The sequence below is a fragment of the Pseudodesulfovibrio mercurii genome (genome assembly GCF_000189295.2).
Taxonomy (GTDB): domain Bacteria; phylum Desulfobacterota; class Desulfovibrionia; order Desulfovibrionales; family Desulfovibrionaceae; genus Pseudodesulfovibrio; species Pseudodesulfovibrio mercurii.
This window is the reverse complement of the sequence record NC_016803.1, coordinates 3,755,842-3,776,319: the sequence shown is the minus strand read 5'-3', so window position 1 is coordinate 3,776,319 and position 20,478 is coordinate 3,755,842. Positions and strand designations below refer to the sequence as shown.

Below are 20,478 nucleotides of genomic sequence, written 5' to 3'. Positions count from 1 at the left end.
GGAACCGGATTCATCAGGTTAGCGACAGTCATATACCCTCTGAATGATATGGGCAAATGAAAAACCCGCCGTGTCGGCCGGTGGCCTCGGCGGGGTGAGGGAACGGGCCCGCGAAGGAGGTCTAGTCCGCTTTCCGCGTCCTTTGCCGGGCCGCGTCGCGGAGCATGTACAGGGCGGCCACCTGGGCCGCCACCAGGCTCAGGGGCATCAGGGCGGTGACGACCACGGCCAGGGTCCCGGACAGGTAGTAGGCCAGGCGCTCGGGGTGGATCAGAATGGCGATGGTCCGCAGCCCGTTGAACAGGGCGAACAGGGAGTAGCACACCCCGGCCGCGGTGACCGCCCGGTTGTCCATGGACGACAGGAAAAGGGTCATGGACAGGTTGGCGGACAGGATGAGCAGGACCACGCAGGTGAGGGTCAACCGGACCTGGTAGGCGGGGTCGATGTAGTAGAACCAGAAGACGCCCAGGGCCTCGCCCGCCAGGAGCGCGCACGACACCGACACGGCCAGGCGCCCCGGCCTGCCCTCGAGAAAGAGGTGGGTGCCCATCCAGACCACGGCCACCCCGCCGGTCAGGAGCAGGTGGGTGGCGAACCCCTTGATCCAGTCGCCGTAATAGAAGTCCGCGCCCACGCCGATGGCCGCCAGCCCGATGGCCGCGTAGCCCGTCGCCCACCAGGAAACGCCCGGCAGCCGGGGCTTCCGGTTCAGGCGGCGCATGCGCCAGGCCAGGATGAGGACGGCCAGTCCGCCCAGAAAGAAGGTCGCCTGCAAGATGACTTCGCCGTTCACGGACTCCTCCCACTATGCCACGCATAGCACAATCCTCGGGAGATCGCCAGAATGCGGGGGAAAAGAATAACATGGACTCCGGCCGGCCCGTTTTTCCGGGGGTGTCCGCTTTATTTTTTCGGGCCGGGCTGGTAGATGGAATCCATCGGATGCGCTTGTGCATCCCGGCCAACCCGACGCGCCCAGCGCACGCACGCCATGTCCGCCAAGGAAAACACCCTCAAGGCCTCCGGCCAGCCCCGGTCGCCGCTGCCCCCGCCGCCCCCCGCGCGGTTCGATCCCGCCCTGTTCGTCCCGGACGACGCCCGGTGCGTCCGGTACTGGGAGGAGTTCGCCATGCTCGACAACGTGGCCGAGCACAGCCGCATGGTCGCGACCGTGGCCACCTTCCTGGCCGAACGGGCCGTGGAAAGGGGCCTGGACGTGGACGTGCCCACGGTGCGCGCCTCGGCCATGCTCCATGACCTGGCCAAGACCTACTGCATCCGCCACGGCGGCAACCACAGCCAGCTGGGCGGGGCCTGGGTGGCCGAACTGACCGGCAATCCGGTCATCGCCTCCGGCGTGACCCATCACGTCTACTGGCCCTTCGCCATGGACCTGGCGCGCTACTTCACCCCCCTGGCCGTGCTCTACGCGGACAAGCGCGTGAACCACAACCGGCTGGTGTCCATCGAGGCCCGCTTCAAGGACCTGATCATCCGGTACGGCATCCCCCTGAATCTCCAGGACCGCATCAACGAAACCAAGCGGCAGGCCCTGGAGTTGGAACAACTGTTATGCGACACACTCGAGGTGGACCTCAATGCATGTGATTTTGATAGCGGGCGGCTGGTCTGACGAACGCGACGTCTCCCTGTCCGGGGCCCGGAAAATCCGCTCCGCCCTGGACGAACTCGGCCATGACGTGACCTTCTTCGACCCGGCGGACGACTTCCGGAACCTGCTCTCCATCGCCAAGGGCGCGGACTTCGCCTTCATCAACCTGCACGGCACGCCCGGCGAGGACGGCCTGATCCAGGCGGTCCTGGACAAGGCGGGCTGCCCCTACCAGGGCGCGGGTCCGGCCGCCTCCTACCTGGCCCTGAACAAGGCCGCCTCCAAGGAAGTCTTCGAGGCCAACGGCATCAACACCCCGGAGTGGCAGCTGATCACCCCCACCCAGGGGCGCGAAACCCCGCTCGAACTCTCCCTGCCCGTGTTCGTTAAGCCGGACAAGGGCGGCTCGTCGCTGGGCATGTCCCTGGTCAAGCGGGCCGAGGACTTTCCGGCGGCTCTGGACAAGGTCTTCGCCATGTGCCAGTCCGCGCTGGTCGAGACCTTCATCCCCGGCGTGGAGCTGACCTGCGGCATCCTCGGCAACGAGGCCCTGCCCCTGATCATGATCACCCCCCGCGTGGGGTCCGACTTCTTCGACTACGAGAACAAGTACGCGGCCGACGGGGCCGAGGAGATCTGCCCGGCACCGGTGGACGAGGGCCTGGTCCGGACCATCCAGGAGCAGATGCTCGTGGCCCACGCGGCCCTGGGGCTGACCGGCTACAGCCGGGGCGACTTCATCGCCACCCCAGACGGCGAGACCTACCTGCTCGAGGTCAACACCCTGCCCGGCATGACCCCCACCAGCCTGCTGCCCAGGGCGGCGGCCCACGTGGGCTACTCCTTCACCGAACTCATCGCCGAACTGATCCGGCTCGGCCTGGAAGGCAGGGGCTAGATGGCGAAGACCGCCGCGGACGTGGCGATCAAGGCCTACGGCCTGGCCTGGAAGGCCGCCCTGCCCCTGCTGCGCTTCAACGGACGGCTCCGGGAGGGCTGGGAACAGCGCACCCTGGGAACCGGGGTGCCCGCCCCGGCCCGTCTGTGGATGCAGGCGGCCAGCGGCGGCGAGGCCTACCTGGCCTGGGAGGTCCTCAAGCACCTCAAGCCGGTGGGCAACGAGACCCTGCGCGTGCTGGTGACCACCAACACCCTCCAGGGACACCAGACCCTGGTCCGGGCCGCCGAGGAGATCAACGGGCGCAAGGCCGGGCTGGCGGTCCAGCCGTGGTATTTCCCCTTCGACGCCCCGGACCTCATGCGCCGCATGGTCGAGCGGGTCCGGCCCGAGCTGGCCGTGCTCCTGGAGACCGAGATCTGGCCGGGCTTCCTTTCCGCCTGCAAGCGGCGCGGCGTGTCCGTGCTCCTGGCCAACGGGCGCATGAGCACCAAGTCCCTGGCCGGGTACATGGCCTGGCCCGGCCTGTTCCGGGCGCTGGCCCCGGACCGGGTCCTGGCCGTGTCCGAGACCGACGGCCGCCGCTTCGCCACCCTGTTCGGCCGCGACCGGGTCGGGGTCATGCCGAACATCAAGTTCGACCGCATGGGCGACGCCCGGCTCACGCCCCGCAAGGACAATCCCCTCCGCGACCTGATCGGTCCGAAGGACCCCTTCGTCATCTTCGGCTCGGTGCGCCGGGAGGAGGAGCACGACGTCACCCGGCTGGCCGCCGGACTCCTGTCCGCCCGCCCGGCGGTGGTGCTCGGCCTGTTCCCCCGGCACATGCACCACCTGGACCTGTGGCGCCGGGCCATGGACGGGGCCGGGCTCAACTGGGTCCTGCGCTCCAAGCTTTCCGGCCCGGCCCGACCCGGAACGGTCGTCCTGTGGGACACCTTCGGCGAACTGGTCCCGGCCTACGGGCTGGCCTCGGCCGCCTTCGTGGGCGGCTCCCTGGCCCCCCTGGGAGGACAGAATTTCCTCGAACCCCTGACCAGCGGCGTGACCCCGGTCACCGGCCCGCACTGGAAGAACTTCGCCTGGGTGGGCCGCGAGATCATCGACTCCGGCCTGGCCGTGGAGGCGAAGGACTGGCAGGACGCCCTGGAATCGTTGAAGAAGATTCTCGACGACACCCCGCCGCGCAGGACCGTGGCCGCAGCCGCGAACCGGTACATCCGCGACCGCCGGGGCGGCGCGGAAGCGGTCGCCAAACAGGTTGCCGATTTCCTGGATAATGATTAAGAACGCAGTGCAGCAGCAATGAGCGAATTTCCCGAATGTCACGGCATCATCCCCGCCAGGTACGACTCCTCGCGGTTCCCGGGCAAGCCTCTGGTCGAGATCGGCGGCAAGCCCATGTTCTGGCACGTCTGGTCGCGGGCCTCGGCCTGCCCCCAGATGACCAGCGTCACCCTGGCCACGGACGATGCGCGCATCTTCGACGCGGCCCAGGCGCTGGGCGTGCCCGTGGTCATGACCCGGCGCGACCATAGCAGCGGCACGGACCGCGTGCTCGAAGCGGCGCGGGCCCTGTCCATTGACTCGGACGCGGTCGTGGTTAACATTCAGGGAGACGAGCCGTGCCTGGAACCGGGCATGCTCACCGAACTGCTCCGGCCCTTCGAGGACCGGCGGGTCATGGTCACCACCCTGGCCACGTCCATCGGCCCGGACGAGGCGGCCTCGCCCGACCGGGTCAAGGTGGTCCGGGCAAAGGACGGCCGCGCGCTCTATTTCTCCCGCTCGCTGGTGCCGTTCGACCGCGACGGGAAGCTGCACGGGTTCCTGCTGCACATCGGGCTCTACGGCTTCCGCATGGAGGCCCTGGAACGGTTCGGCAGCCTGGACCCGAGCCCGCTGGAGCAGCGGGAGAAACTGGAACAGCTCCGTCTGCTCGAGGACGGCATCGATATTTACGTAACCGAGACGCGGCACGCCTGCCACGGGGTGGACAGGCCCGAGGACCTCGTCAAGGTCAAGACCATTCTGGAGAACCATTGATGAAAGCGATCCTTGCCCTCGAAGACGGCACGATTTTCCAGGGGACGAGCTTCACCGGCCAGGGCGAAGCCTCCGGCGAGGTCATCTTCAACACCGGCATGACCGGCTACCAGGAGATCCTGACCGACCCGTCCTACACCGGGCAGATGGTCACCATGACCTACCCGCTCATCGGCAACTACGGGGTCAACCCCGAGGACGTGGAGTCGCACAAGGTCCAGGCCGCGGGCTTCATCGTCAAGGAATGCTGCAAGAAGCCGAGCAACTGGCGCTCGACCATGTCCCTGCCCGACTACCTGACCCAGGCCGGGGTCATGGGCATCGAGGGCATCGACACCCGCGCCCTGACCCGCCACCTGCGCCTCAACGGGGCCCAGCGCGGCTTCATGGCCACGGGCGACGCCGACCCGGCCGAACTGGTCGAAAAGGCCCGGTCCATCGAGAACATGGAAGGCCTCAACCTGGCCGACCGCGTGTCCTGCGACCGCGCCTACACCTGGGACGGCAAAAAGCCCGCGTTCATCGACGATATCCGGGACTTCGCCTGGAAGGGCACCGGCCCCAAGCTGGCCGTGTACGACTTCGGCATCAAGTGGAACATCCTGCGGCTCATGGAGGCCGAGGGCTTCGACATGATCGTCCTGCCCTCCCACTTCACCGCCGCCCAGGTGCGCGAACTCGGCCCGGACGCCGTGTTCCTGTCCAACGGCCCCGGTGACCCGGCCGCCGTGACCACCGCCGTGGAGGCGGCCAAGGATTTGTGCCGGGACCTGCCCGTGGCGGGCATCTGCCTGGGCCACCAGATCCTCGGCCTGGCCATGGGCGGGACCACCTATAAGCTCAAGTTCGGCCACCACGGCTGCAACCACCCGGTCATGGACCTCCAGACCGAGAAGATCGAAATCTCCTCCCAGAACCACGGCTTCTGCGTGGACGTGGACGGCCTCGACTTCCTGGAAAAGACCCACGTCAACCTGAACGACAACACCCTGGAAGGATTCCGCCACCGGGAGAAGCCCATCCTGGCCATCCAGTACCACCCGGAAGCCGGGCCCGGCCCCCACGACAGCCGCTATTTCTTTCCGAGATTTCGTGATATGGTCAGGGAAAGCACCGGGGTATAACCCCCCGCCAACCTCAGCCGGGAACGCCGCATGTCCACTGATCTGATCAAGTCGCGCAAGAAGCTGAACTCCGTCGCCACCCTCCTGAAGCAAGGCAAGTACATGCCCGCGGTGCAGGCGGTCCACGACGGCCTCATTCTCTTCCTCAAGAATCAGGTCATGAAGAACGAGCGCGACGAGTTCGAGGAAATCCTCCAGAAGGTCACCTACGTGCTCAACTCCGACAAGGAGCTGCGCAAGATCTACCCCCTGGTCATCAGCTACGAGCCCGGCAAGGAGCGTCCCCTGCTCGACGCCATGCGCGAACTGCTCCAGGAGCTGCAAAAGGCCCTCAACGAGGAGGTCCAGGGCGACCTGGAGGCCCTCAACGCCCAGAAACGGGCCGAACTGGAAAAGGGCCAGGCCCACCTGGACGCCCAGGAATGGGACAAGGCCCAGGCCGTGTTCGACCAGCTGGTGCACACCTTCAGCGGCGACTCCGAGCTCAAGGCCGACATAGCCGACCGCTACCTCAACGCGGGCCGCTACAAAGAGGCCTACGCCATGTTGGACGACGCCCTCAAGGACGACCCCAACGCCATCCACCTCTACAACCGCATCGGCATGGTCCTGCGCAAGATGCAGGACTTCGAGACCGCCGAGAAATACTACCTCAAGGCCCTGACCCTGACCACCGACGACGAATACCTGCACTACAACATGGGCCGCCTCTACTACGACTGGCGCAAATGGGGCAAAATGGCCAGCTCCGCCAACAAGGCCGTGGAAATCAACCCCGACTTCGCCGAAGCCGTCAAAATGCTCAAATTCGCCCAGAAAAAAATGGGCTGACACCGACGACATCATTTCCCAACGAAAAGGGCTCCCTGACGGGAGCCCTTTTCGTTGGGAAATGCCTCCGGCGGCCAGAGGGGAAACTTTTGAAAAAGTTTCCCCTCTGGACTCCCCTTCCAAACTTTTTATCGCCGCTTCGCGGAGACCGTGCGAACGCGAAAAGCCCGACCTTTTCCCCCTCGCGGCCTCGTCCAAATAACTCCCTTCCCGGCGCCCGCACCCCGCTAAGCGGCACCAAGAAGTTTAGGAGGGTGAGTGGGGGTTGGGTGGTCCAGGGGGGAAGGGGGCGAGACGGAAGCCCTTTTCCAAAGGGTTCCCTCTCGCCCCCTTCCCCCCTGGGCGCCGCACAACCTACAACAAACTTTCGATGTACAGGGCGGCGGCGAAGAGGTCGTCGCAGACGTGGTCGGCGAGGGGACCGCATTTGGCTTCCTGGGCCGCGCCCTTGCCGGTGCGCACGAGGATGGTGGCGGCCCCGGTATTGCGGCCCAGGCTGATGTCGGCGGCCTTGTCGCCGATCATGAAGGCATGGGCCGGGTCGAAGTCGAGTTCGGCGGCGGCCTGGAGCATGAGGCCGGGGTTGGGCTTGCGGCAGTTGCACTTGTCCTGGGGCTGGTGCGGGCAGTAGAACACGCCGTCGATGGTCACGCCCTGTTCGGCCAGGAGGTCGACCATGCGCTGGTTGCAGGCGTGGACCGCGTCCTCGTCGTAGTAGCCGCGCGCCACGCCGCTCTGGTTGGTCAGCACGGCCAGGCCGAAGCCCATGCCCTGGAGCCGCTTGAGGCCCTCGGCGGCCTGGGGCAGGAGCTCCACGCCCTCGGGGTCGTGCAGGTAGTGTTTGTCCTTGATGATGGTGCCGTCGCGGTCGAGGAGGACGTAGCGTTTGAACATGCCTAGTCCGTTCGGCCGACCAGTTTTCGGAGCATGTCCAGGGCGGCGCGGAAGCTGTCGATGGAGGCCTCGCCCGTGCCCACCAGGTCGTAGCCCGTGCCGTGGTCCGGCGAGGTGCGCGGGTACGGCAGGCCGAGGGTGACATTCACGGCGCGGCTGAAGTGCAGCAGCTTGAGCGGGGCCAGCCCCTGGTCGTGGTACATGGCCAGCACGGCCGGATATTGTCCCTTGGCCGCAAAGTGGAAGATGGTGTCGCCCGGCACGGGCCCCACGGCCTGGATGCCCTCGGCGGCGGCCTGTTCCAGGGCCGGAATGATGGTCGTGATCTCCTCGTCGCCGATGCGCCCGGACTCCCCGGCGTGGGGGTTCAGTCCGCAGACCCCGATGGGCCCGTCCAGGCCGAGGGTGGTCAGGAAGCCGGCGGTCAGGCGCAGGCAGTGCAGGATGCGCTCCTTCGTGATCAGGCCGGGCACGTCGCGCAGGCGCGGGTGGGTGGTCACGAGCGAGACGCGCAGCTTGGGCGAGGGGTCGTCCGGGTCGTGGCCGCACAGGTACATGCACACGTTGTCGCGGCCCACGCCGAGCTTTTCGGCGAGAAATTCCGTGTGGCCGGGGAAGTCGAACCCGGCGGCGTTGAGCATGGCCTTGTTCAGGGGGCAGGTCAGCAGTCCCTGGGCCAGGCCGGACTTGAGGGCCGTGACGGCCGCGTCCAGGCTGACGCCCGCGCACAGGCCGCCCTCGCAGCACGCCTCGCCGGGCGGGAAAGTCACGTCGGCCAGTTCGGGCGGCTGGTGGATGTACACGCCGGGCTTCTTGTCGGCGATGGCGTCCAGGCTGTCCAGGGAGGAGAAGAAACGGGGCGCGCCCAGCCGGGCCAGTTCACGGTCAAGGGCCGGGGCCGGGCCGATGAGCAGGAAACGGTCCCCTTCGTCGCCGCGCTCCAGAAAATGGCGGGTCACCAGTTCGGGCCCGAGGCCGCAGGGATCACCGAGGGTAATGCATAGGGTTCGCATGATCGTCTCACCTTGGATGCGGTCTGTCCGGAAGATGTCCGGTTCCTAAAGGCTACGCCCGGCCCAGGTCCAAGTCAATGCGCGTCCGGACAGCCCTTGCCCCGGGCCTTGGCGTTGGCGAGGAAGTCCGCCAGGATCTTGGCGTGGTCGAAGGCCAGCTCGGGCCATTGCCCCATGGGAAAGACCGAGGCGTCGGCCGCGTCGTCGCCCGCCATGAGCCTTGCCGGGTCCACGGGCTCGCCGGTGTAGACCACGCTCATGGTGTGGCCGCGCGGGTCGCGGTTCGGGTCCGAGTAGACCCCGAGCAGCCCGGTCAAGCGCACGTCGAGCCCGGTCTCCTCCTTCATCTCGCGCACGGCGGCCTGCTCGCAGGTCTCGCCGTAGTCCACGAACCCGCCGGGCAACGCCCAGCCCAAGGGCGGATTGCGCCGCTTGATGAGAACCACGCCCCGCCCGCCCCCAGTCAGGTCCATGACGATGACCACGTCCACCGTGGGGGTGGGATTCCGATACACCTCGATCTCGCCCCCGCAGTGGGGGCAGGTCCGAACTCTGCCCATGACTCGCTCCTTGGCTGGTTCCAGACCGGACTGTTCCCAAACCCGGTCACGAAGTCAAACCCCGACCAGCGCGATTCCACTTTTTTTACCCCGCCGCCACGCCGCCGGGCGCGAACTCCCTCGCCGCGAGCCGTGGCCCATGCGCGAAGAAGTGTCGGCAGCGATCAAACAACATGCTGTTTTTACTTGGAATATTTGCAAAGCACAGACCATACGAGAAAGGCTTCATCGGACCGTCCGGTGAAGCCTTGGCTTTCTCGTGTGCAAAAAAAGGAAGAAGTTGCTTTGGATATAGCAACCCCCGTGCCATCGGGCCGACAGATGCGGATTTTTCAATAAAACATAATTAAATCAATGTGTTGCAAGACTACGTCGGACAAAGAAAAAATCCTGCGCCCTGAAAGGGGTACAAGATTTTTTACCTCGGACCGGGAACGGTCCATTTCCCGTGTATGCGGGTTCAAGTATTTTGACCCGCCGCGCGGGATCAGGCGTTGCGCACGGCCACGGAGAACCCCTTGTCGCACAGTTTCTTGATGGATATCTCGCCCTCGCGGATGATCTCGAGCTTGCTCGAACCGAGCAGGCGGACCACGGTGGAGGCCTTGTGCCCGCGCGGCCACGGCGGATCGAAGTAGGAGCCGTCGACCATCTCCAGGAGCGCGGGATCGATGTCCTCGGGCAGGGCCGCCGGGGGCTTGCCCGACAGGTTCGCGCTGGTGGCCACGATGGGCTTGCGGAACCGGCGGGACAGTTCGGAGGCGAAGGGATGGCCGGACCAGCGAACCGAAGTGTAACCCTCGTCGTCGGACAGCCAGGCGGGCAGGTCGGGCAGGGCCTTGACCAGGATGGACAGCGGGCCGGGCCAGAACGCGCCCGCCAGGTCGAGCAGGGAGCGGGTCTTTTCGCCGGTGACCAGGTCGAGCATGTCCATGCCCCCGATGATCAGGGGCAGGGGCCGCTCCTCGGAACGCCCTTTGACCTCGGCCACGCGGTTGCAGGCCGCCTCGCTGGTGGCGTCGCAGCCCAGCGCGTAGAGCGTCTCCGTGGGGTAGATGACGATGCCGCCGGAACGCAGGACCTTGAGCAATTCTTGCATGACAGTCTCCTTACCTCATATACCATTGGGGTTTGAGCGATTCCAGTTCCTCCCGCGAGAAGGAGGGTTCGTCGTACATGCCTGCGGCGTCCCGCTGGGTGAACGCCTGGTACAAAATGATGGCCGCGGCCACCGACACGTTGAAGCTCTGCACCATGCCCTGCATGGGGATGTATATCTCGTCCGGAACCAGGGCGGCCAGATCCGGGGACGTGCCCCGGTGCTCGTTGCTCAGGATGATCGCCGTGGGCTTGGTGAAGTCGAAGTCCATGACCGGCCGGGCCGAGTCCGAGAACCCCGTCCTGAGAACGCGCATGCCCCGCCCCTTGAGTTCGGCGACCATCTCGGCCGCGTCCACGTGCTCGGTGCGCTCGACCCACTTTGTGGCCGAGCCCGAACTCTTCAGGGCCAGGTCCGGCCACTGGGAGTCGGTGTAGTAGAGATGGACCCCGGCCACGCCGAAGGCGTCGCAGCTCCTGAGCACCGCCGAGACGTTGTGCGGGTCCCAGATGTTGTCCATGACCAGGGTCAGGTCCTTCTGCCGCCGGGCCAGCACCGCGTCGATGCGCCGTTTCCTCGCTTCCGTAATCTGTTTGGACATGCGGGGTTGGTATACATTCTGCTATGGTTTGGCAACCCCGGAGCACGTTCCGGACCGGCGCAAGCGGTGAGATTATAATGGAATGCGCATTATTAATTTTTATCATCATGTTGACATTTTTCCATTTTACATAGGAAAAGAAAGCCTGGAGCCCCTTTTCCCGGTAAGAAAGCGGAGTATGCAATGCGTGCACTCATTGTCGAAGACGAATTTTTGAGCCGCAAGGTCCTGCGGTCCTTCCTGATGACCCTTTTCGACGTGGACATCGTGGTCAACGGCCGGGAAGCGGTCGAGGCCTTCCGCATGGGCCACGGCGAGGGCAGGCCCTACGACCTGATCCTCATGGACATCATGATGCCCGAGGTGGACGGCATCGAGGCGTTGCAGAAGATTCGGGACCTCGAAACGGCCAACGACTACACCCCCAGGGTCAAAGTGATCATGACCACGGCCCTGGACGATCCCCGGACGGTCATCCGGACCTTTCACGACGGCGAGGCCTCGGCCTACATCGTCAAGCCCGTGGCCAAGGACAAGCTGTACGCCGAGCTGGAAAAGCTCGGACTTCTGCACAAGTAAGACCGAGGACAGGCCATGAGCGAAGACCCGATGGTTGAGGAATTCTTCTCCGAGGTGAACGACAAGTACTACCCCCAGGTCATGGAGGGACTCGAACTGCTCGAGGGCGCGGAGCTGGCCCAGGGCATCGAGATCCTGGCCCGGCCCCTGCATACCATCAAGGGCGTAACCGGCTTCATGACGGGCTTCGAGGAGGCCTCCCACTTCACCCACAAGATCGAGGATTTCCTGAAGAAGGTGCAGTCCGGCGAGGTGGAGTCCACCCCGGACAACGTGACCCTGCTGTCGCGCGGGGTGAACATGATCTTCCAGGTCCTGGAGCAGCTGCGCGAGGGCGACCTGGACACCGGGGAGCAGGAGGAGGTCCTGGGACTGATCAAGGAGGCGTCCTCCACCGAGCAGGCCGAGGGCGAGGCCCAGGGCGCGGGCGTGGACGTGGAGACCCGCGACGGCGTGACCGTCATCAGGGTCAAGGACCCGCGCGTGCACCTGGACGGCCAGTTCAAGCCCATCCTCTCGGCCATCCTGTGCATCGAGCCCGGCGACGCCGTGCTCCTCGACCTGTCCGGGGTACTGACCTTCGGCTCCGGGGCGTGGGCCGCCGTGGCGAGCATGGGCACCACCTTCAAGATCGCGGCCTGCAACGTCTCCCCGGACGCCCGTCAGACCCTCATCGGCTGGGGCTTCGACAAGACCATCTCACTGTATCCCGACAGGGAAACCTACTTCACCGCGCAATAAGGGGACGCCATGCAGGACAGCATCATCCAGTGCATCGAGGACATCGAAAAGCAGATCCTCGAGGTGGACGCCACCGGCCAGGGGGTCGAGGCGGTTGTCGACGCACTCGGCCTGTCGTGCATGCAGCTCTCCTCGGCAGGGGTCATCGCCCTGCTCGACATGCTGAAGGACGGCATCACCCCGGTCAACAGCGACATCATCTCCTCCCTGCTCGGCATCTGCGAGGCCCAGAAGAAGTTCTTCTTCGCCCTGGGCGGTCTGCTCGAGGGCAGCGCCGACGCCCTGGCCAAGATCCGGACCAAACCGTCCGCGCCCGTGGTCGAGGAATCCGAGGCGGAGGCGGCCAAGGCCTTCGAGGAACCGCCCGCCGCCGAGGCCGAGGTCCCCGAAGAGGCGGCCCCGGCCGAGTCCGCCCCGGCCGGCGAGCCCGACAAGGCCGACGCCAAGGCGGACAACCGGACCGACGCCAAGAGCTCGGCCACTGCCATCTCCTCCATCCGCGTGGCCACGGACCGGCTGGACCGGGTCATCGAGCTGGTCGGCAAGCTCATGGTCACCTACGCCGTCATCGCCCAGGGCGGGGCCACGAGCATGACCCAGATGGCTTCCAGCCTGCGCGAACTGGACAACGTCATCACCCGGCTCCAGCAGGAGGTCAACGCCATCCGCCTGGTGCCGCTCAAGCAGATTTTCATGCCCATGCACCGGCTGGTCAAGAGCCTGTCCCAGAAGATCGGCAAGAAGCTCGACTTCGAGGTCAAGGGCGACGAGCTGGCCCTGGACAAGACCATCGTGGAGTCCCTGAACGAGCCCCTGGTTCACCTGCTGCGCAACGCCGTGGATCACGGCCTGGAGGACCCCGCGGGGCGCAAGGCCGCGGGCAAGCCGGAGAGCGGCACCGTGACCCTGGCCGCCTGGCGCAAGGGCGACAGCGCCTTCATCCAGGTGTCCGACGACGGGCGCGGCCTGGACCCGGACCGCATCCTGGCCAAGGCCCTGGAAAAGGGGCTGGCCGACCCGGACAAGGAGTACGAGACCGAGGAAATCCTCCAGTTCGTGCTCCAGAGCGGCTTCTCCACCGCCGAGAAGATCACCGACGTGTCCGGGCGCGGCGTGGGCATGGACGCGGTGGTCAACGCCATCAAGGTCGCCCTGGACGGCGACGTGTCCATCGAGAGCACGCTCGGCAAGGGCGCGGCCTTCACCATCACCGTCCCCCTGGACCGCTCGGCCAACGAGGGCATCGTCGACGCCCTGGTCTGCAAGGTGGGCGGCGATACCTTCATCATGCCCAGCCGCGACGTGGTCGAGATATACATGCCCCGGCGCCACGACGTGGTCGAGCTGCCCGACGGCCGCGAGACCGTGGACGTGCGCGGCGAGATTCATGCCCTGCTCCGCCTGGCCGACCTCCTGGAGCTGACCCCGGAGATCGACAACATCGAGATGGCCCAGGCCATCGTGGTCCGGGTGGGCGACTACAAGGGGGCCATCCTGGTGGACGAGGTCCTCAGGCAGCAGCAGGTGGTCATCACCGGCTTCACCGTGCCCGTGAACGAGATCTTCGACGTGCCCATCCTGGGCTACGGCATGATGGGCGAATCCGACGCCCTGGTCATTGACGCCGAGGAGATGATCCAGCAGTTCCAGGCGCGCATCGCCCGGAACGCGCAGTCGTCCTTGACAGGAACGCCCGCCGGGGCATAGTGCTCAGTCTTCAGGTGTCCTCGGACTCGATAGGGAATCCCGTGAAAATCGGGAGCGGACCCGCCGCCGTGACGTCCTGCCGAACCGTCTCCATTCACGCCACTGGGCCTCGCCTGGGAAGGCGGAGACGGGAGGGACCAGCCGGAAGACCTGCCTGAAGCGATCACAAGGACTTGCCACGGTGGTACGTGGGCTTGCCGCCGAGGTATCGAAGGGAAAAATACGGACTCCCCTTCCTCTGAATTCGCTGAGGAAGGGGCTTTTCTTTTCCCTTACCCGCCCTTTTTCGGAGAACATCATGACGTTCGTCAGAAACGCCGCCTTCCTGCTGCTCGCCCTGCTCCTGGCCGTCCCGGCCCGGGCCGGGCACCACGACGAGGGCCCGGTCAAGACGGCCATCGTCCTGGCCGCCTTCGGCACCTCCTACCCCGAAGCGGTCAAATCCATCCTGAACATCAAGACCAAGGTGGAACAGGCCAACCCCGGCGTGCCCGTGCGCCTGGCCTTCACCTCCAACATCATCCGCCGCATCTGGCAGAAGCGCCAGGACGACGCGGCCTGGCAAAAGGCCCACGCGGACATCCCCGCCGAGGTCCTGTTCGTCAAGCACCCCCTGGCGACCATCGCGGACCTCCAGAACGACGGCTACCGCGACGTCGCCGTCCAGTCCCTGCACGTCTTCGCGGGCGAGGAGTTCACCGACCTGGCCGCCCTGGTCGACGGGCTCCGGTCCATCCACACCATGAAGGCCAAGAACGAGCCCTTCGTCCGTCTGGTCCTGGGTCGTCCCGCCCTGGGCATGCCCGGCGACGCCCGGCCATACGGCGAGGACATGGCCCGCGCGGCCAAGGCCCTCAAGGGCGACGTGGACCAGGCCAGGGAGATGGGCGCGGCCCTGGTCTACATGGGCCACGGCAACGACTTCTTCTCCACGGGCATCTACGCGGAGTTCCAGAAGGTGCTCCAGGCCGAGTACGACTACCCCATCTTCATCGGCTGCGTGGAGGGCTACCCGGCCTTCGACGACATGACCCCGCAGCTCAAGGCGTCGGGCGAGAGGAAGGTCCTGCTCAAGCCGTTCATGATCGTGGCCGGGGACCACGCCTCCAACGACATGGCCGGGGACGAGGACGACTCGTGGAAGGTCATGCTGACCAAACAGGGCTTCGACGTGACCACCGACCTGCGCGGCCTGGGCATGCTCGACGGCTGGGCCGCCATCTACGTGGACCATCTCGCCGACGCCATGACCCAAAAACCGGGCGCGAAATAACCGCATGACCGACGCCGCTCCCCGCACCCCCCTGCGCAACGGCCTGACCGTGGCCCTGCTCGCCGCCGGGCTGGCCGGGCTGGTCCTGGCCGCCTGCACCCTGGGAGTCGTCCACATCCCGCCGGACGAAGTCCTGCGCGGGCTGCTTGACGGCCTCACGGGAGGGGTGTCGGGAGCGGCGGATTCCCTGGACTCCACCGGCGCGGGCATCCTCTTCGACGTCCGGCTGCCGCGCATCCTGACCTGCACGGCCGTGGGCTTCGGCCTGGCCGTGGCGGGCGCGGTCTTCCAGGGGCTGCTCCTGAACCCCCTGGCCGACCCGTTCACCCTGGGCGTGTCCTCGGGCGCGGCCTTCGGCGCGGCCCTGGCCCTGCTCCTGGGGCTCGCCTTCCTCGGCCCGGCCACCCTGCTGGTCCTGGCCTTCGCGGGCGCGGCCCTGACGCTGGCCGCCGTCATCTCCCTGGCCGGGCGGGACGGCGAACTCTCCCCGGCCTCGCTCATCCTGGCCGGCGTCATCGTCTCGGCCATCCTCTCGGCGGGCATCAGCTGCATCAAGTACCTGGCCGACGAGCGCGTCTCGGTCATCGTCTTCTGGCTCATGGGCAGCTTCGTGGGCCGGACCCCGCAGGACGCGGCCCTGGCCGGCGCGGCCGCCCTGTTCGCCTTCGCGGTCTGCCTCTATTTCGCGCGCGACCTGAACGTCATGAGCCTGGGCACGCGCCCGGCCCGCAGCCTGGGCGTGAACACCGGCCGGGTGCGGCTCATCCTGCTGGTGACCGCCTCCCTGGTCAGCGCGGTCTGCGTGGCCGTGAGCGGGGTCATCGGCTTCGTCGGGCTCATCGTGCCCCACCTCATGCGCATGGTCGTGGGCCCGGACAACCGCTGGCTCCTGCCCGCGTCGGGCCTGGGCGGGGCCATCCTGCTCCTGGCCGCCGACACCGTGACCCGCGCCTTCCTGCCCCATGAGGTGCCCATCGGCGTGCTCACCGCCCTCATCGGCGGACCGGTCTTCTGCTGGATATTCAGCCGCTCGCGGAGGCTCTCCCGTGGATAGCGCGACCTTCGCCCTCCGGGACCTCGGCTTCGCCTACGGCGACGTCCCGGTCCTCCGCGATCTGGACCTCGGCTTCGCACCCGGCCTGCTGCACGGCGTGGTCGGGCCCAACGGCAGCGGCAAGTCCACCCTGCTCGCCCTGCTGGCGGGCCTGCTCAAGCCCACCTCGGGCGCGGTCCGCCTGGACGGCGAGGACGTCTCGGCCTGTCCCCCGGACCGGCTGGCCCGGCGCTGCGCCATGGTCGCCCAGGACCAGCCCCTGCGCTTCCCCTTCACCGTGGCCCAGACCGTGCTCATGGGGCGGCACCCGCACATCCCCCGGTTCGGCCGGGCCGACGCCCGCGACCGCGAGATCGTCGAGCGCGCCCTGACCGCAATGGACCTCGCGGACCTGCGCGGCCGCGCCGTGGCCGACCTGTCCGGGGGCGAACGCCAGCGCACGGCCGTGGCGCGCGGCCTGGCCCAGGACACCCCGGTCCTGCTCCTGGACGAGCCCACCTCGGCCATGGACATCCGTCACGCCATGGCGACCATGGAGGAGCTGGCCCGGCTGGCCGAGGACGGACGCACCGTGGTGGCCGTGCTCCACGACCTGAACCTGGCCGCCCGCTACTGCGACGCCGTGCTCATGCTGGACAATGGGGCCGTTCACGCCTATGGCAACGTGTCCCGGACACTCACCCCCGAAAACATCCACGCGGTCTTCGGCGTGCGCGCCGCCGTCCTGGACACCGAACACGGACCGCTCATCGCCTATATCCAAGGGAACCGATCTTGAAACGTTTCTTCCTGACCCTCGCCTTCATCCTGCTCCTGTGCTCCACCGCCCAGGCCCGGACCATCACCGACGACTCCGGTCGGACCATCACCTTCGACAAGCCGTTCACCCGGATCATCTCCCTGTACGGCGCGCACACCGAAAATCTCTTCAGCCTCGGCCTGGACGACCGCATCATCGGCGTGTCCACGGGCGAGGACTACCCGGTCGCGGCCCTGGACAAGCCGACCTTCAACGCCCGCGACGGCGTGGAGAAGTTCCTGGCCGCCAAGCCGGACCTGATCCTCATCCGTCCCATGCACATGCGCGCCTACACCGGGCTGTGGAACGCGCTTGCGCGCCACGGCGTCACCGTGGTCTCGCTCCAGCCCGACACCGTGGAGGCCATGTACGACTACTGGCGCACCCTGGGCAAACTGACCGGCCGCGACATGCAGGCCGAATACATGGTCGAGGACTTCCGCGACGGCGTGCGCCGCGCCGAGGACCGGCTGGCGACCATCCCCATGGACGAGCGGCCCGGCGTGTTCTTCGAGTCCATCCACTCCAAGACCGCCACCTTCTCGCCCGGCTCCATGCCCCTGTTCGTCCTGGAAAAGGCGGGCGGCATCAACGTGGCCGCCGACGCCCGGCCCCGCCACGGCACCAACATCGCGGACTACGGCCTGGAGCGGCTCCTGGCCAGGGGCGATAAGGTGGACGTCTACCTGGCCCAGCGCGGAACCATGAACGAGGTCTCGGTGCCGGACATCGTGGACGGCCCGGCCGCCTCGCGCATCAAGGCGGTCCTGACCCGCAACGTCTTCCTGGTGGACGAGCGGCTGGTCTCGCGGCCCACCCTGCGGCTCCTCGAAGGCATCGACAACGTCTTCCGCCTCCTCCACCCCTAGACCATCCCGAGTTGACGCGCCCGCGCAAAACAGACACAGTCGGCTACCGGCACAAACAGGACGGATATCCATCGTGACCAAGAAAGGCACCCTCTACGGCATCGGGGTCGGCCCCGGCGACCCGGAACTGCTCACCCTCAAGGCCGTGCGCGTCCTCGGCCAGGTGGACGTCATCTTTGCCGCCGCCTCCACCAAGAACGACTATTCCACGGCCTACGCCATCGCCAAGCCGCACCTCAAGGACGACGTGCGCATCGTCCGCCTGGGCTTCCCCATGACCAAGGACAACGACGCCCTGGAGGCCGCCTGGGCCGAGAACGCCCGGCTCGTGGCCGAGGTCCTGGACCGGGGCGAGGACGCCGCCTTCCTGACCCTGGGCGACCCCCTGACCTACTCCACCTACGGCTACCTGCAACGCACCCTGCTGGCCATGAACCCGGACCTGCGCCTGCGCGCCATCCCCGGCATCACCTCCTTCCACGCGGCCGCCGCGCGCATCGGCCTGGTCCTGTGCGAGTCCAAGGAGTCCCTGCTGATCACCTCGGGCGTGGCCGACTCCGCCCGCCTGGAAGAGCAGCTGAACAGCGCCGACAACGCCGTCATCCTCAAGGCGTACAAGAATTTCGATGAGATACGCGCCCTGCTGACCAAGCTCCGCCTGGCCGACACCACGGTCCTGGTCTCCCGTCTGGGCATGGACGACGAATCCATCCTCATGGACATCAAGGACGCCCCCAGGCAGCCGCACTACTTCTCCCTGGCCCTGGTCAAGAGGAACAAGGCATGAGCACCGCCATCGTCCTGGCCGCCTTCGGCTCGCGGCACAAGAACGCCATGGCCTCGCTGAGCCACATCGTCGAGCGCGTCCGGACGGCCTATCCCGACCTGCCCGTGCGCGTGGCCTACACCTCCAAGACCATCCGGGGACACATGAAGAAGGCGGGCGAGGCGGTGGACTCCGTGCCCGCCGCCCTGGACAGGCTCCGGGACGAGGGCGTGACCCACGTGGCCATCCAGTCCCTGCACCTCATCCCCGGCACCGAGTTCCACGAGCTGCTGGGCCTGGCCAACGAGCGCATGCTCAGCGCGGACGGCTTCCGCCGGGTGGAGGTCGGCTTTCCCCTGGTGGCGGGCGAGGCGGGCGTCGAGGCGGTGGCCGAGGCGGTCCTGACCATCGCCGAACAGGGCAAGGGCGAGAACGACGCCGTGCTGTTCATGGGCCACGGCACCAAGCACGACGGCAACGTCTACTACGAGGCCCTGCACCGCGCCTTCCAGGAGCGCGACCCGTCCGTGCACATGGGCGCCATGGAGGCCGAACCCGGCATCGACGCGGTCATCGAGCGGTTCCAGGCCGACGGCGTGAGAAAGGCCCACCTCCTGCCCTTCCTGTTCGGCGCGGGCTGGCACGCGGCCCGGGACATGGTCGGCGACTCCGAGACCAGCTGGAAGACCCGCCTGGAACGGGCGGGCATCGAATGCGAGGCGGTGCTCCGGGGCGCGGGCGAATACGACTGCCTGGTGGACATCTGGCTGAGCCACCTCCACGACGCCCTCAAGCGCATGGACCGCTGCTAGGGGCGGTTGCCCCCGGCCCCCCATCCCCTTTCCCTTCCGAAACTTTTTGTGCCGCTTCGCGGGGAGCGGCGAGGTGCGGCATGGTGTGCCGCTTCTCCGGGTTGGTACGGACTCGGTATGGGGGAACGCCTTTGGATCAGGCGGGCCGCATGGACCGCTGCCGGGGGCGCTTCCGCCCCATCTCCCTTACTCTTGAGCGGGCGACTGTTGCCGGTCCGCCGCCCCCATGTGTTCGGCCATGGCCTCCACGATGCGCGGCCAGACCGGCGTCGGCAGGTCGTGGCCCATGCCCTCGATGACCAGCAGCCGCGCGCCCGGTATGAGCCGGGCCGTCTCCCTGCCGCCCTCCAGGGACATGAAGGGGTCCCTGTCGCCGTGGATCACGAGCGTGGGGGCCTCGATCGAGGCGATGGCGGAGGGCCGGTAGCCGTGGGCCACGACGGCCAGCCCCTGGCGGGCCATGCCCTGCGGATGGTAGGACCGGTCGAAGCCTTCGCCCAGGAGACGGCGCAGCCGTTCCTCCTCGAAGGGAAATCCGGGGCTCCACAGCTTCCGCCACATGGCCACCTGGTGCGCGACGAATGCCCCGCGCTCGGCCGGGACGGGCTTGTACACCTCGGCCAGGACGTCGTCCGCGATCTTCGGCAGATCGGGGTTCCCGGTGCTCGACATGATGCACGTCAGGCTCAGGACGCGCGCCGGATGCCGGTACGCGACGGCCTGGGCGATCATGCCCCCGACCGAGGCCCCGCAGACGTGCGCCCTGTCGATGCCGAGGGCGTCGAGCAGGCCCGCGGCGTCGTCCGCCATATCCTCAAGTGTGTAGGCGGGCGTCACGGGCTCACCGGCCATGACCGCCGCCATGTCGGGCACGCCCGCCTCGTCGAACGTGGTGGACAGGCCGATGTCCCGGTTGTCGAAACGGATCACGTGGTAGCCCCGCCCCGCCAGCATTTCGCAGAACCCGGCCTCCCAGTAGATCATCTGGCTTCCCCCGCCCATGATCAACAGCAATGCGGGGTCCTTGCCGTCGCCGAACGTGTCGTACTCGATGTCGATGCCATTGGCCCTTGCCCGGGACATGTCGCCTCCCTTGGGGTTGATGCGCCGCCGACCAAGACCCCTACCAACTTCTCCCCCGGCCGCCAAGCCCATCCCGCCGTTTACACGGCCCCGCCCTTGGGCTAGTCTGCCCCC

At 67.1% G+C, this 20,478-nt stretch carries 22 protein-coding genes and 1 riboswitch; of the genes, 15 read left to right on the top strand and 7 right to left on the bottom strand.

What is annotated here, in order from left to right; all coding sequences use genetic code 11:
* Positions 1 to 121: 121 nt before the first annotated feature.
* Positions 122 to 796 carry a hypothetical protein gene (locus tag DND132_RS17000; protein ID WP_014324008.1) on the bottom strand — a complete coding sequence of 225 codons (675 nt, stop codon included), beginning with the start codon at positions 794 to 796 and terminating at the stop codon, positions 122 to 124.
* Positions 797 to 994: 198 nt separating this feature from the next.
* Between DND132_RS17000 and DND132_RS16995 the strand changes: the two genes are divergently transcribed.
* The 6 genes from DND132_RS16995 to DND132_RS16970 are packed head-to-tail and all read left to right on the top strand — an operon-like array spanning position 995 to position 6,514.
* Positions 995 to 1,636 carry an HD domain-containing protein gene (locus DND132_RS16995; protein WP_014324007.1) on the top strand — a complete coding sequence of 214 codons (642 nt, stop codon included), beginning with the start codon at positions 995 to 997 and terminating at the stop codon, positions 1,634 to 1,636.
* Positions 1,602 to 2,513, top strand: a complete 912-nt coding sequence (locus DND132_RS16990; protein ID WP_014324006.1) for a D-alanine--D-alanine ligase family protein — start codon at positions 1,602 to 1,604, stop codon at positions 2,511 to 2,513. The genes DND132_RS16995 and DND132_RS16990 overlap by 35 nt, the downstream gene beginning before the upstream one ends.
* Positions 2,514 to 3,800, top strand: a complete 1,287-nt coding sequence (locus DND132_RS16985; protein WP_014324005.1) for a 3-deoxy-D-manno-octulosonic acid transferase — start codon at positions 2,514 to 2,516, stop codon at positions 3,798 to 3,800. It begins immediately after the preceding gene.
* An 18-nt stretch (positions 3,801 to 3,818) separates the two neighbouring features.
* Positions 3,819 to 4,559 (top strand): 3-deoxy-manno-octulosonate cytidylyltransferase, encoded by a 741-nt coding sequence (gene kdsB / locus DND132_RS16980; RefSeq protein ID WP_014324004.1) that lies wholly within the window; start codon positions 3,819 to 3,821, stop codon positions 4,557 to 4,559.
* Positions 4,559 to 5,683, top strand: a complete 1,125-nt coding sequence (gene carA, locus DND132_RS16975; RefSeq protein WP_014324003.1) for a glutamine-hydrolyzing carbamoyl-phosphate synthase small subunit — start codon at positions 4,559 to 4,561, stop codon at positions 5,681 to 5,683. The genes kdsB and carA overlap by 1 nt, the downstream gene beginning before the upstream one ends.
* A 30-nt stretch (positions 5,684 to 5,713) precedes the next feature.
* Entirely contained in the window at positions 5,714 to 6,514 is an 801-nt protein-coding gene (locus DND132_RS16970; protein ID WP_014324002.1) for a tetratricopeptide repeat protein, read from the top strand.
* Positions 6,515 to 6,868: 354 nt separating this feature from the next.
* On the opposite strand, the gene gmhB is transcribed toward DND132_RS16970, so the two are convergent.
* The 5 genes from gmhB to DND132_RS16945 all read right to left on the bottom strand — a co-directional run bounded on the left by gmhB (position 6,869) and on the right by DND132_RS16945 (position 10,681).
* A complete protein-coding gene (gmhB, locus tag DND132_RS16965; protein WP_014324001.1) occupies positions 6,869 to 7,408 on the bottom strand; it encodes a D-glycero-beta-D-manno-heptose 1,7-bisphosphate 7-phosphatase in 540 nt (179 codons plus the stop codon).
* Positions 7,409 to 7,410: 2 nt separating this feature from the next.
* Entirely contained in the window at positions 7,411 to 8,421 is a 1,011-nt protein-coding gene (gene pdxA, locus DND132_RS16960) for a 4-hydroxythreonine-4-phosphate dehydrogenase PdxA (RefSeq protein ID WP_014324000.1), read from the bottom strand.
* 74 nt (positions 8,422 to 8,495) lie between these two features.
* A complete protein-coding gene (locus DND132_RS16955; RefSeq protein ID WP_014323999.1) occupies positions 8,496 to 8,981 on the bottom strand; it encodes an NUDIX domain-containing protein in 486 nt (161 codons plus the stop codon).
* A gap of 487 nt (positions 8,982 to 9,468) precedes the next feature.
* A complete protein-coding gene (locus DND132_RS16950; protein WP_014323998.1) occupies positions 9,469 to 10,080 on the bottom strand; it encodes an L-threonylcarbamoyladenylate synthase in 612 nt (203 codons plus the stop codon).
* Positions 10,081 to 10,090: 10 nt separating this feature from the next.
* Positions 10,091 to 10,681, bottom strand: a complete 591-nt coding sequence (locus DND132_RS16945; RefSeq protein WP_014323997.1) for a TrmH family RNA methyltransferase — start codon at positions 10,679 to 10,681, stop codon at positions 10,091 to 10,093.
* A 183-nt stretch (positions 10,682 to 10,864) separates the two neighbouring features.
* Between DND132_RS16945 and DND132_RS16940 the strand changes: the two genes are divergently transcribed.
* From DND132_RS16940 to DND132_RS16900, 9 genes are all read left to right on the top strand, one after another.
* Positions 10,865 to 11,260 carry a response regulator gene (locus DND132_RS16940; RefSeq protein WP_014323996.1) on the top strand — a complete coding sequence of 132 codons (396 nt, stop codon included), beginning with the start codon at positions 10,865 to 10,867 and terminating at the stop codon, positions 11,258 to 11,260.
* A gap of 15 nt (positions 11,261 to 11,275) precedes the next feature.
* Positions 11,276 to 12,001 carry an Hpt domain-containing protein gene (locus tag DND132_RS16935; RefSeq protein ID WP_014323995.1) on the top strand — a complete coding sequence of 242 codons (726 nt, stop codon included), beginning with the start codon at positions 11,276 to 11,278 and terminating at the stop codon, positions 11,999 to 12,001.
* Positions 12,002 to 12,010: 9 nt separating this feature from the next.
* Positions 12,011 to 13,708 carry a chemotaxis protein CheA gene (locus tag DND132_RS16930; RefSeq protein WP_014323994.1) on the top strand — a complete coding sequence of 566 codons (1,698 nt, stop codon included), beginning with the start codon at positions 12,011 to 12,013 and terminating at the stop codon, positions 13,706 to 13,708.
* Positions 13,704 to 13,880: riboswitch (cobalamin riboswitch) on the top strand. It overlaps the preceding gene by 5 nt.
* Positions 13,881 to 14,006: 126 nt before the next feature.
* Positions 14,007 to 14,981, top strand: a complete 975-nt coding sequence (locus DND132_RS16925) for a sirohydrochlorin cobaltochelatase (RefSeq protein WP_014323993.1) — start codon at positions 14,007 to 14,009, stop codon at positions 14,979 to 14,981.
* A gap of 4 nt (positions 14,982 to 14,985) precedes the next feature.
* Entirely contained in the window at positions 14,986 to 16,035 is a 1,050-nt protein-coding gene (locus DND132_RS16920) for a FecCD family ABC transporter permease (RefSeq protein WP_014323992.1), read from the top strand.
* Positions 16,028 to 16,813: an ABC transporter ATP-binding protein gene (locus tag DND132_RS16915; RefSeq protein WP_014323991.1), complete on the top strand. Its 786-nt coding sequence runs from the start codon at positions 16,028 to 16,030 to the stop codon at positions 16,811 to 16,813. Before DND132_RS16920 ends, DND132_RS16915 begins: the two co-directional genes overlap by 8 nt.
* Positions 16,810 to 17,703: an ABC transporter substrate-binding protein gene (locus DND132_RS16910; RefSeq protein ID WP_014323990.1), complete on the top strand. Its 894-nt coding sequence runs from the start codon at positions 16,810 to 16,812 to the stop codon at positions 17,701 to 17,703. Before DND132_RS16915 ends, DND132_RS16910 begins: the two co-directional genes overlap by 4 nt.
* A gap of 73 nt (positions 17,704 to 17,776) precedes the next feature.
* Positions 17,777 to 18,490, top strand: a complete 714-nt coding sequence (gene cobI, locus DND132_RS16905) for a precorrin-2 C(20)-methyltransferase (protein WP_014323989.1) — start codon at positions 17,777 to 17,779, stop codon at positions 18,488 to 18,490.
* Positions 18,487 to 19,281, top strand: coding sequence for a sirohydrochlorin cobaltochelatase (locus DND132_RS16900; RefSeq protein WP_014323988.1), 795 nt, complete (start codon positions 18,487 to 18,489; stop codon positions 19,279 to 19,281). Before cobI ends, DND132_RS16900 begins: the two co-directional genes overlap by 4 nt.
* 186 nt (positions 19,282 to 19,467) lie before the next feature.
* On the opposite strand, the gene DND132_RS16895 is transcribed toward DND132_RS16900, so the two are convergent.
* Entirely contained in the window at positions 19,468 to 20,364 is an 897-nt protein-coding gene (locus DND132_RS16895) for an alpha/beta fold hydrolase (RefSeq protein ID WP_014323987.1), read from the bottom strand.
* Positions 20,365 to 20,478 lie beyond the last annotated feature (114 nt).

Excerpts from the sequence above, each read along its gene's own strand:
- DND132_RS16995 (WP_014324007.1), top strand. The coding sequence starts at position 995 with ATGTCCGCCAAGGAAAACACCCTCAAGGCCTCCGGCCAGCCCCGGTCG.
- DND132_RS16990 (WP_014324006.1), top strand. The coding sequence starts at position 1,602 with ATGCATGTGATTTTGATAGCGGGCGGCTGGTCTGACGAACGCGACGTC.
- DND132_RS16985 (WP_014324005.1), top strand. The coding sequence starts at position 2,514 with ATGGCGAAGACCGCCGCGGACGTGGCGATCAAGGCCTACGGCCTGGCC.
- kdsB (WP_014324004.1), top strand. The coding sequence starts at position 3,819 with ATGAGCGAATTTCCCGAATGTCACGGCATCATCCCCGCCAGGTACGAC.
- carA (WP_014324003.1), top strand. The coding sequence starts at position 4,559 with ATGAAAGCGATCCTTGCCCTCGAAGACGGCACGATTTTCCAGGGGACG.
- DND132_RS16970 (WP_014324002.1), top strand. The coding sequence starts at position 5,714 with ATGTCCACTGATCTGATCAAGTCGCGCAAGAAGCTGAACTCCGTCGCC.
- gmhB (WP_014324001.1), bottom strand. The coding sequence starts at position 7,408 with ATGTTCAAACGCTACGTCCTCCTCGACCGCGACGGCACCATCATCAAG.
- pdxA (WP_014324000.1), bottom strand. The coding sequence starts at position 8,421 with ATGCGAACCCTATGCATTACCCTCGGTGATCCCTGCGGCCTCGGGCCC.
- DND132_RS16955 (WP_014323999.1), bottom strand. The coding sequence starts at position 8,981 with ATGGGCAGAGTTCGGACCTGCCCCCACTGCGGGGGCGAGATCGAGGTG.
- DND132_RS16950 (WP_014323998.1), bottom strand. The coding sequence starts at position 10,080 with ATGCAAGAATTGCTCAAGGTCCTGCGTTCCGGCGGCATCGTCATCTAC.
- DND132_RS16945 (WP_014323997.1), bottom strand. The coding sequence starts at position 10,681 with ATGTCCAAACAGATTACGGAAGCGAGGAAACGGCGCATCGACGCGGTG.
- DND132_RS16940 (WP_014323996.1), top strand. The coding sequence starts at position 10,865 with ATGCGTGCACTCATTGTCGAAGACGAATTTTTGAGCCGCAAGGTCCTG.
- DND132_RS16935 (WP_014323995.1), top strand. The coding sequence starts at position 11,276 with ATGAGCGAAGACCCGATGGTTGAGGAATTCTTCTCCGAGGTGAACGAC.
- DND132_RS16930 (WP_014323994.1), top strand. The coding sequence starts at position 12,011 with ATGCAGGACAGCATCATCCAGTGCATCGAGGACATCGAAAAGCAGATC.
- DND132_RS16925 (WP_014323993.1), top strand. The coding sequence starts at position 14,007 with ATGACGTTCGTCAGAAACGCCGCCTTCCTGCTGCTCGCCCTGCTCCTG.
- DND132_RS16920 (WP_014323992.1), top strand. The coding sequence starts at position 14,986 with ATGACCGACGCCGCTCCCCGCACCCCCCTGCGCAACGGCCTGACCGTG.
- DND132_RS16900 (WP_014323988.1), top strand. The coding sequence starts at position 18,487 with ATGAGCACCGCCATCGTCCTGGCCGCCTTCGGCTCGCGGCACAAGAAC.
- DND132_RS16895 (WP_014323987.1), bottom strand. The coding sequence starts at position 20,364 with ATGTCCCGGGCAAGGGCCAATGGCATCGACATCGAGTACGACACGTTC.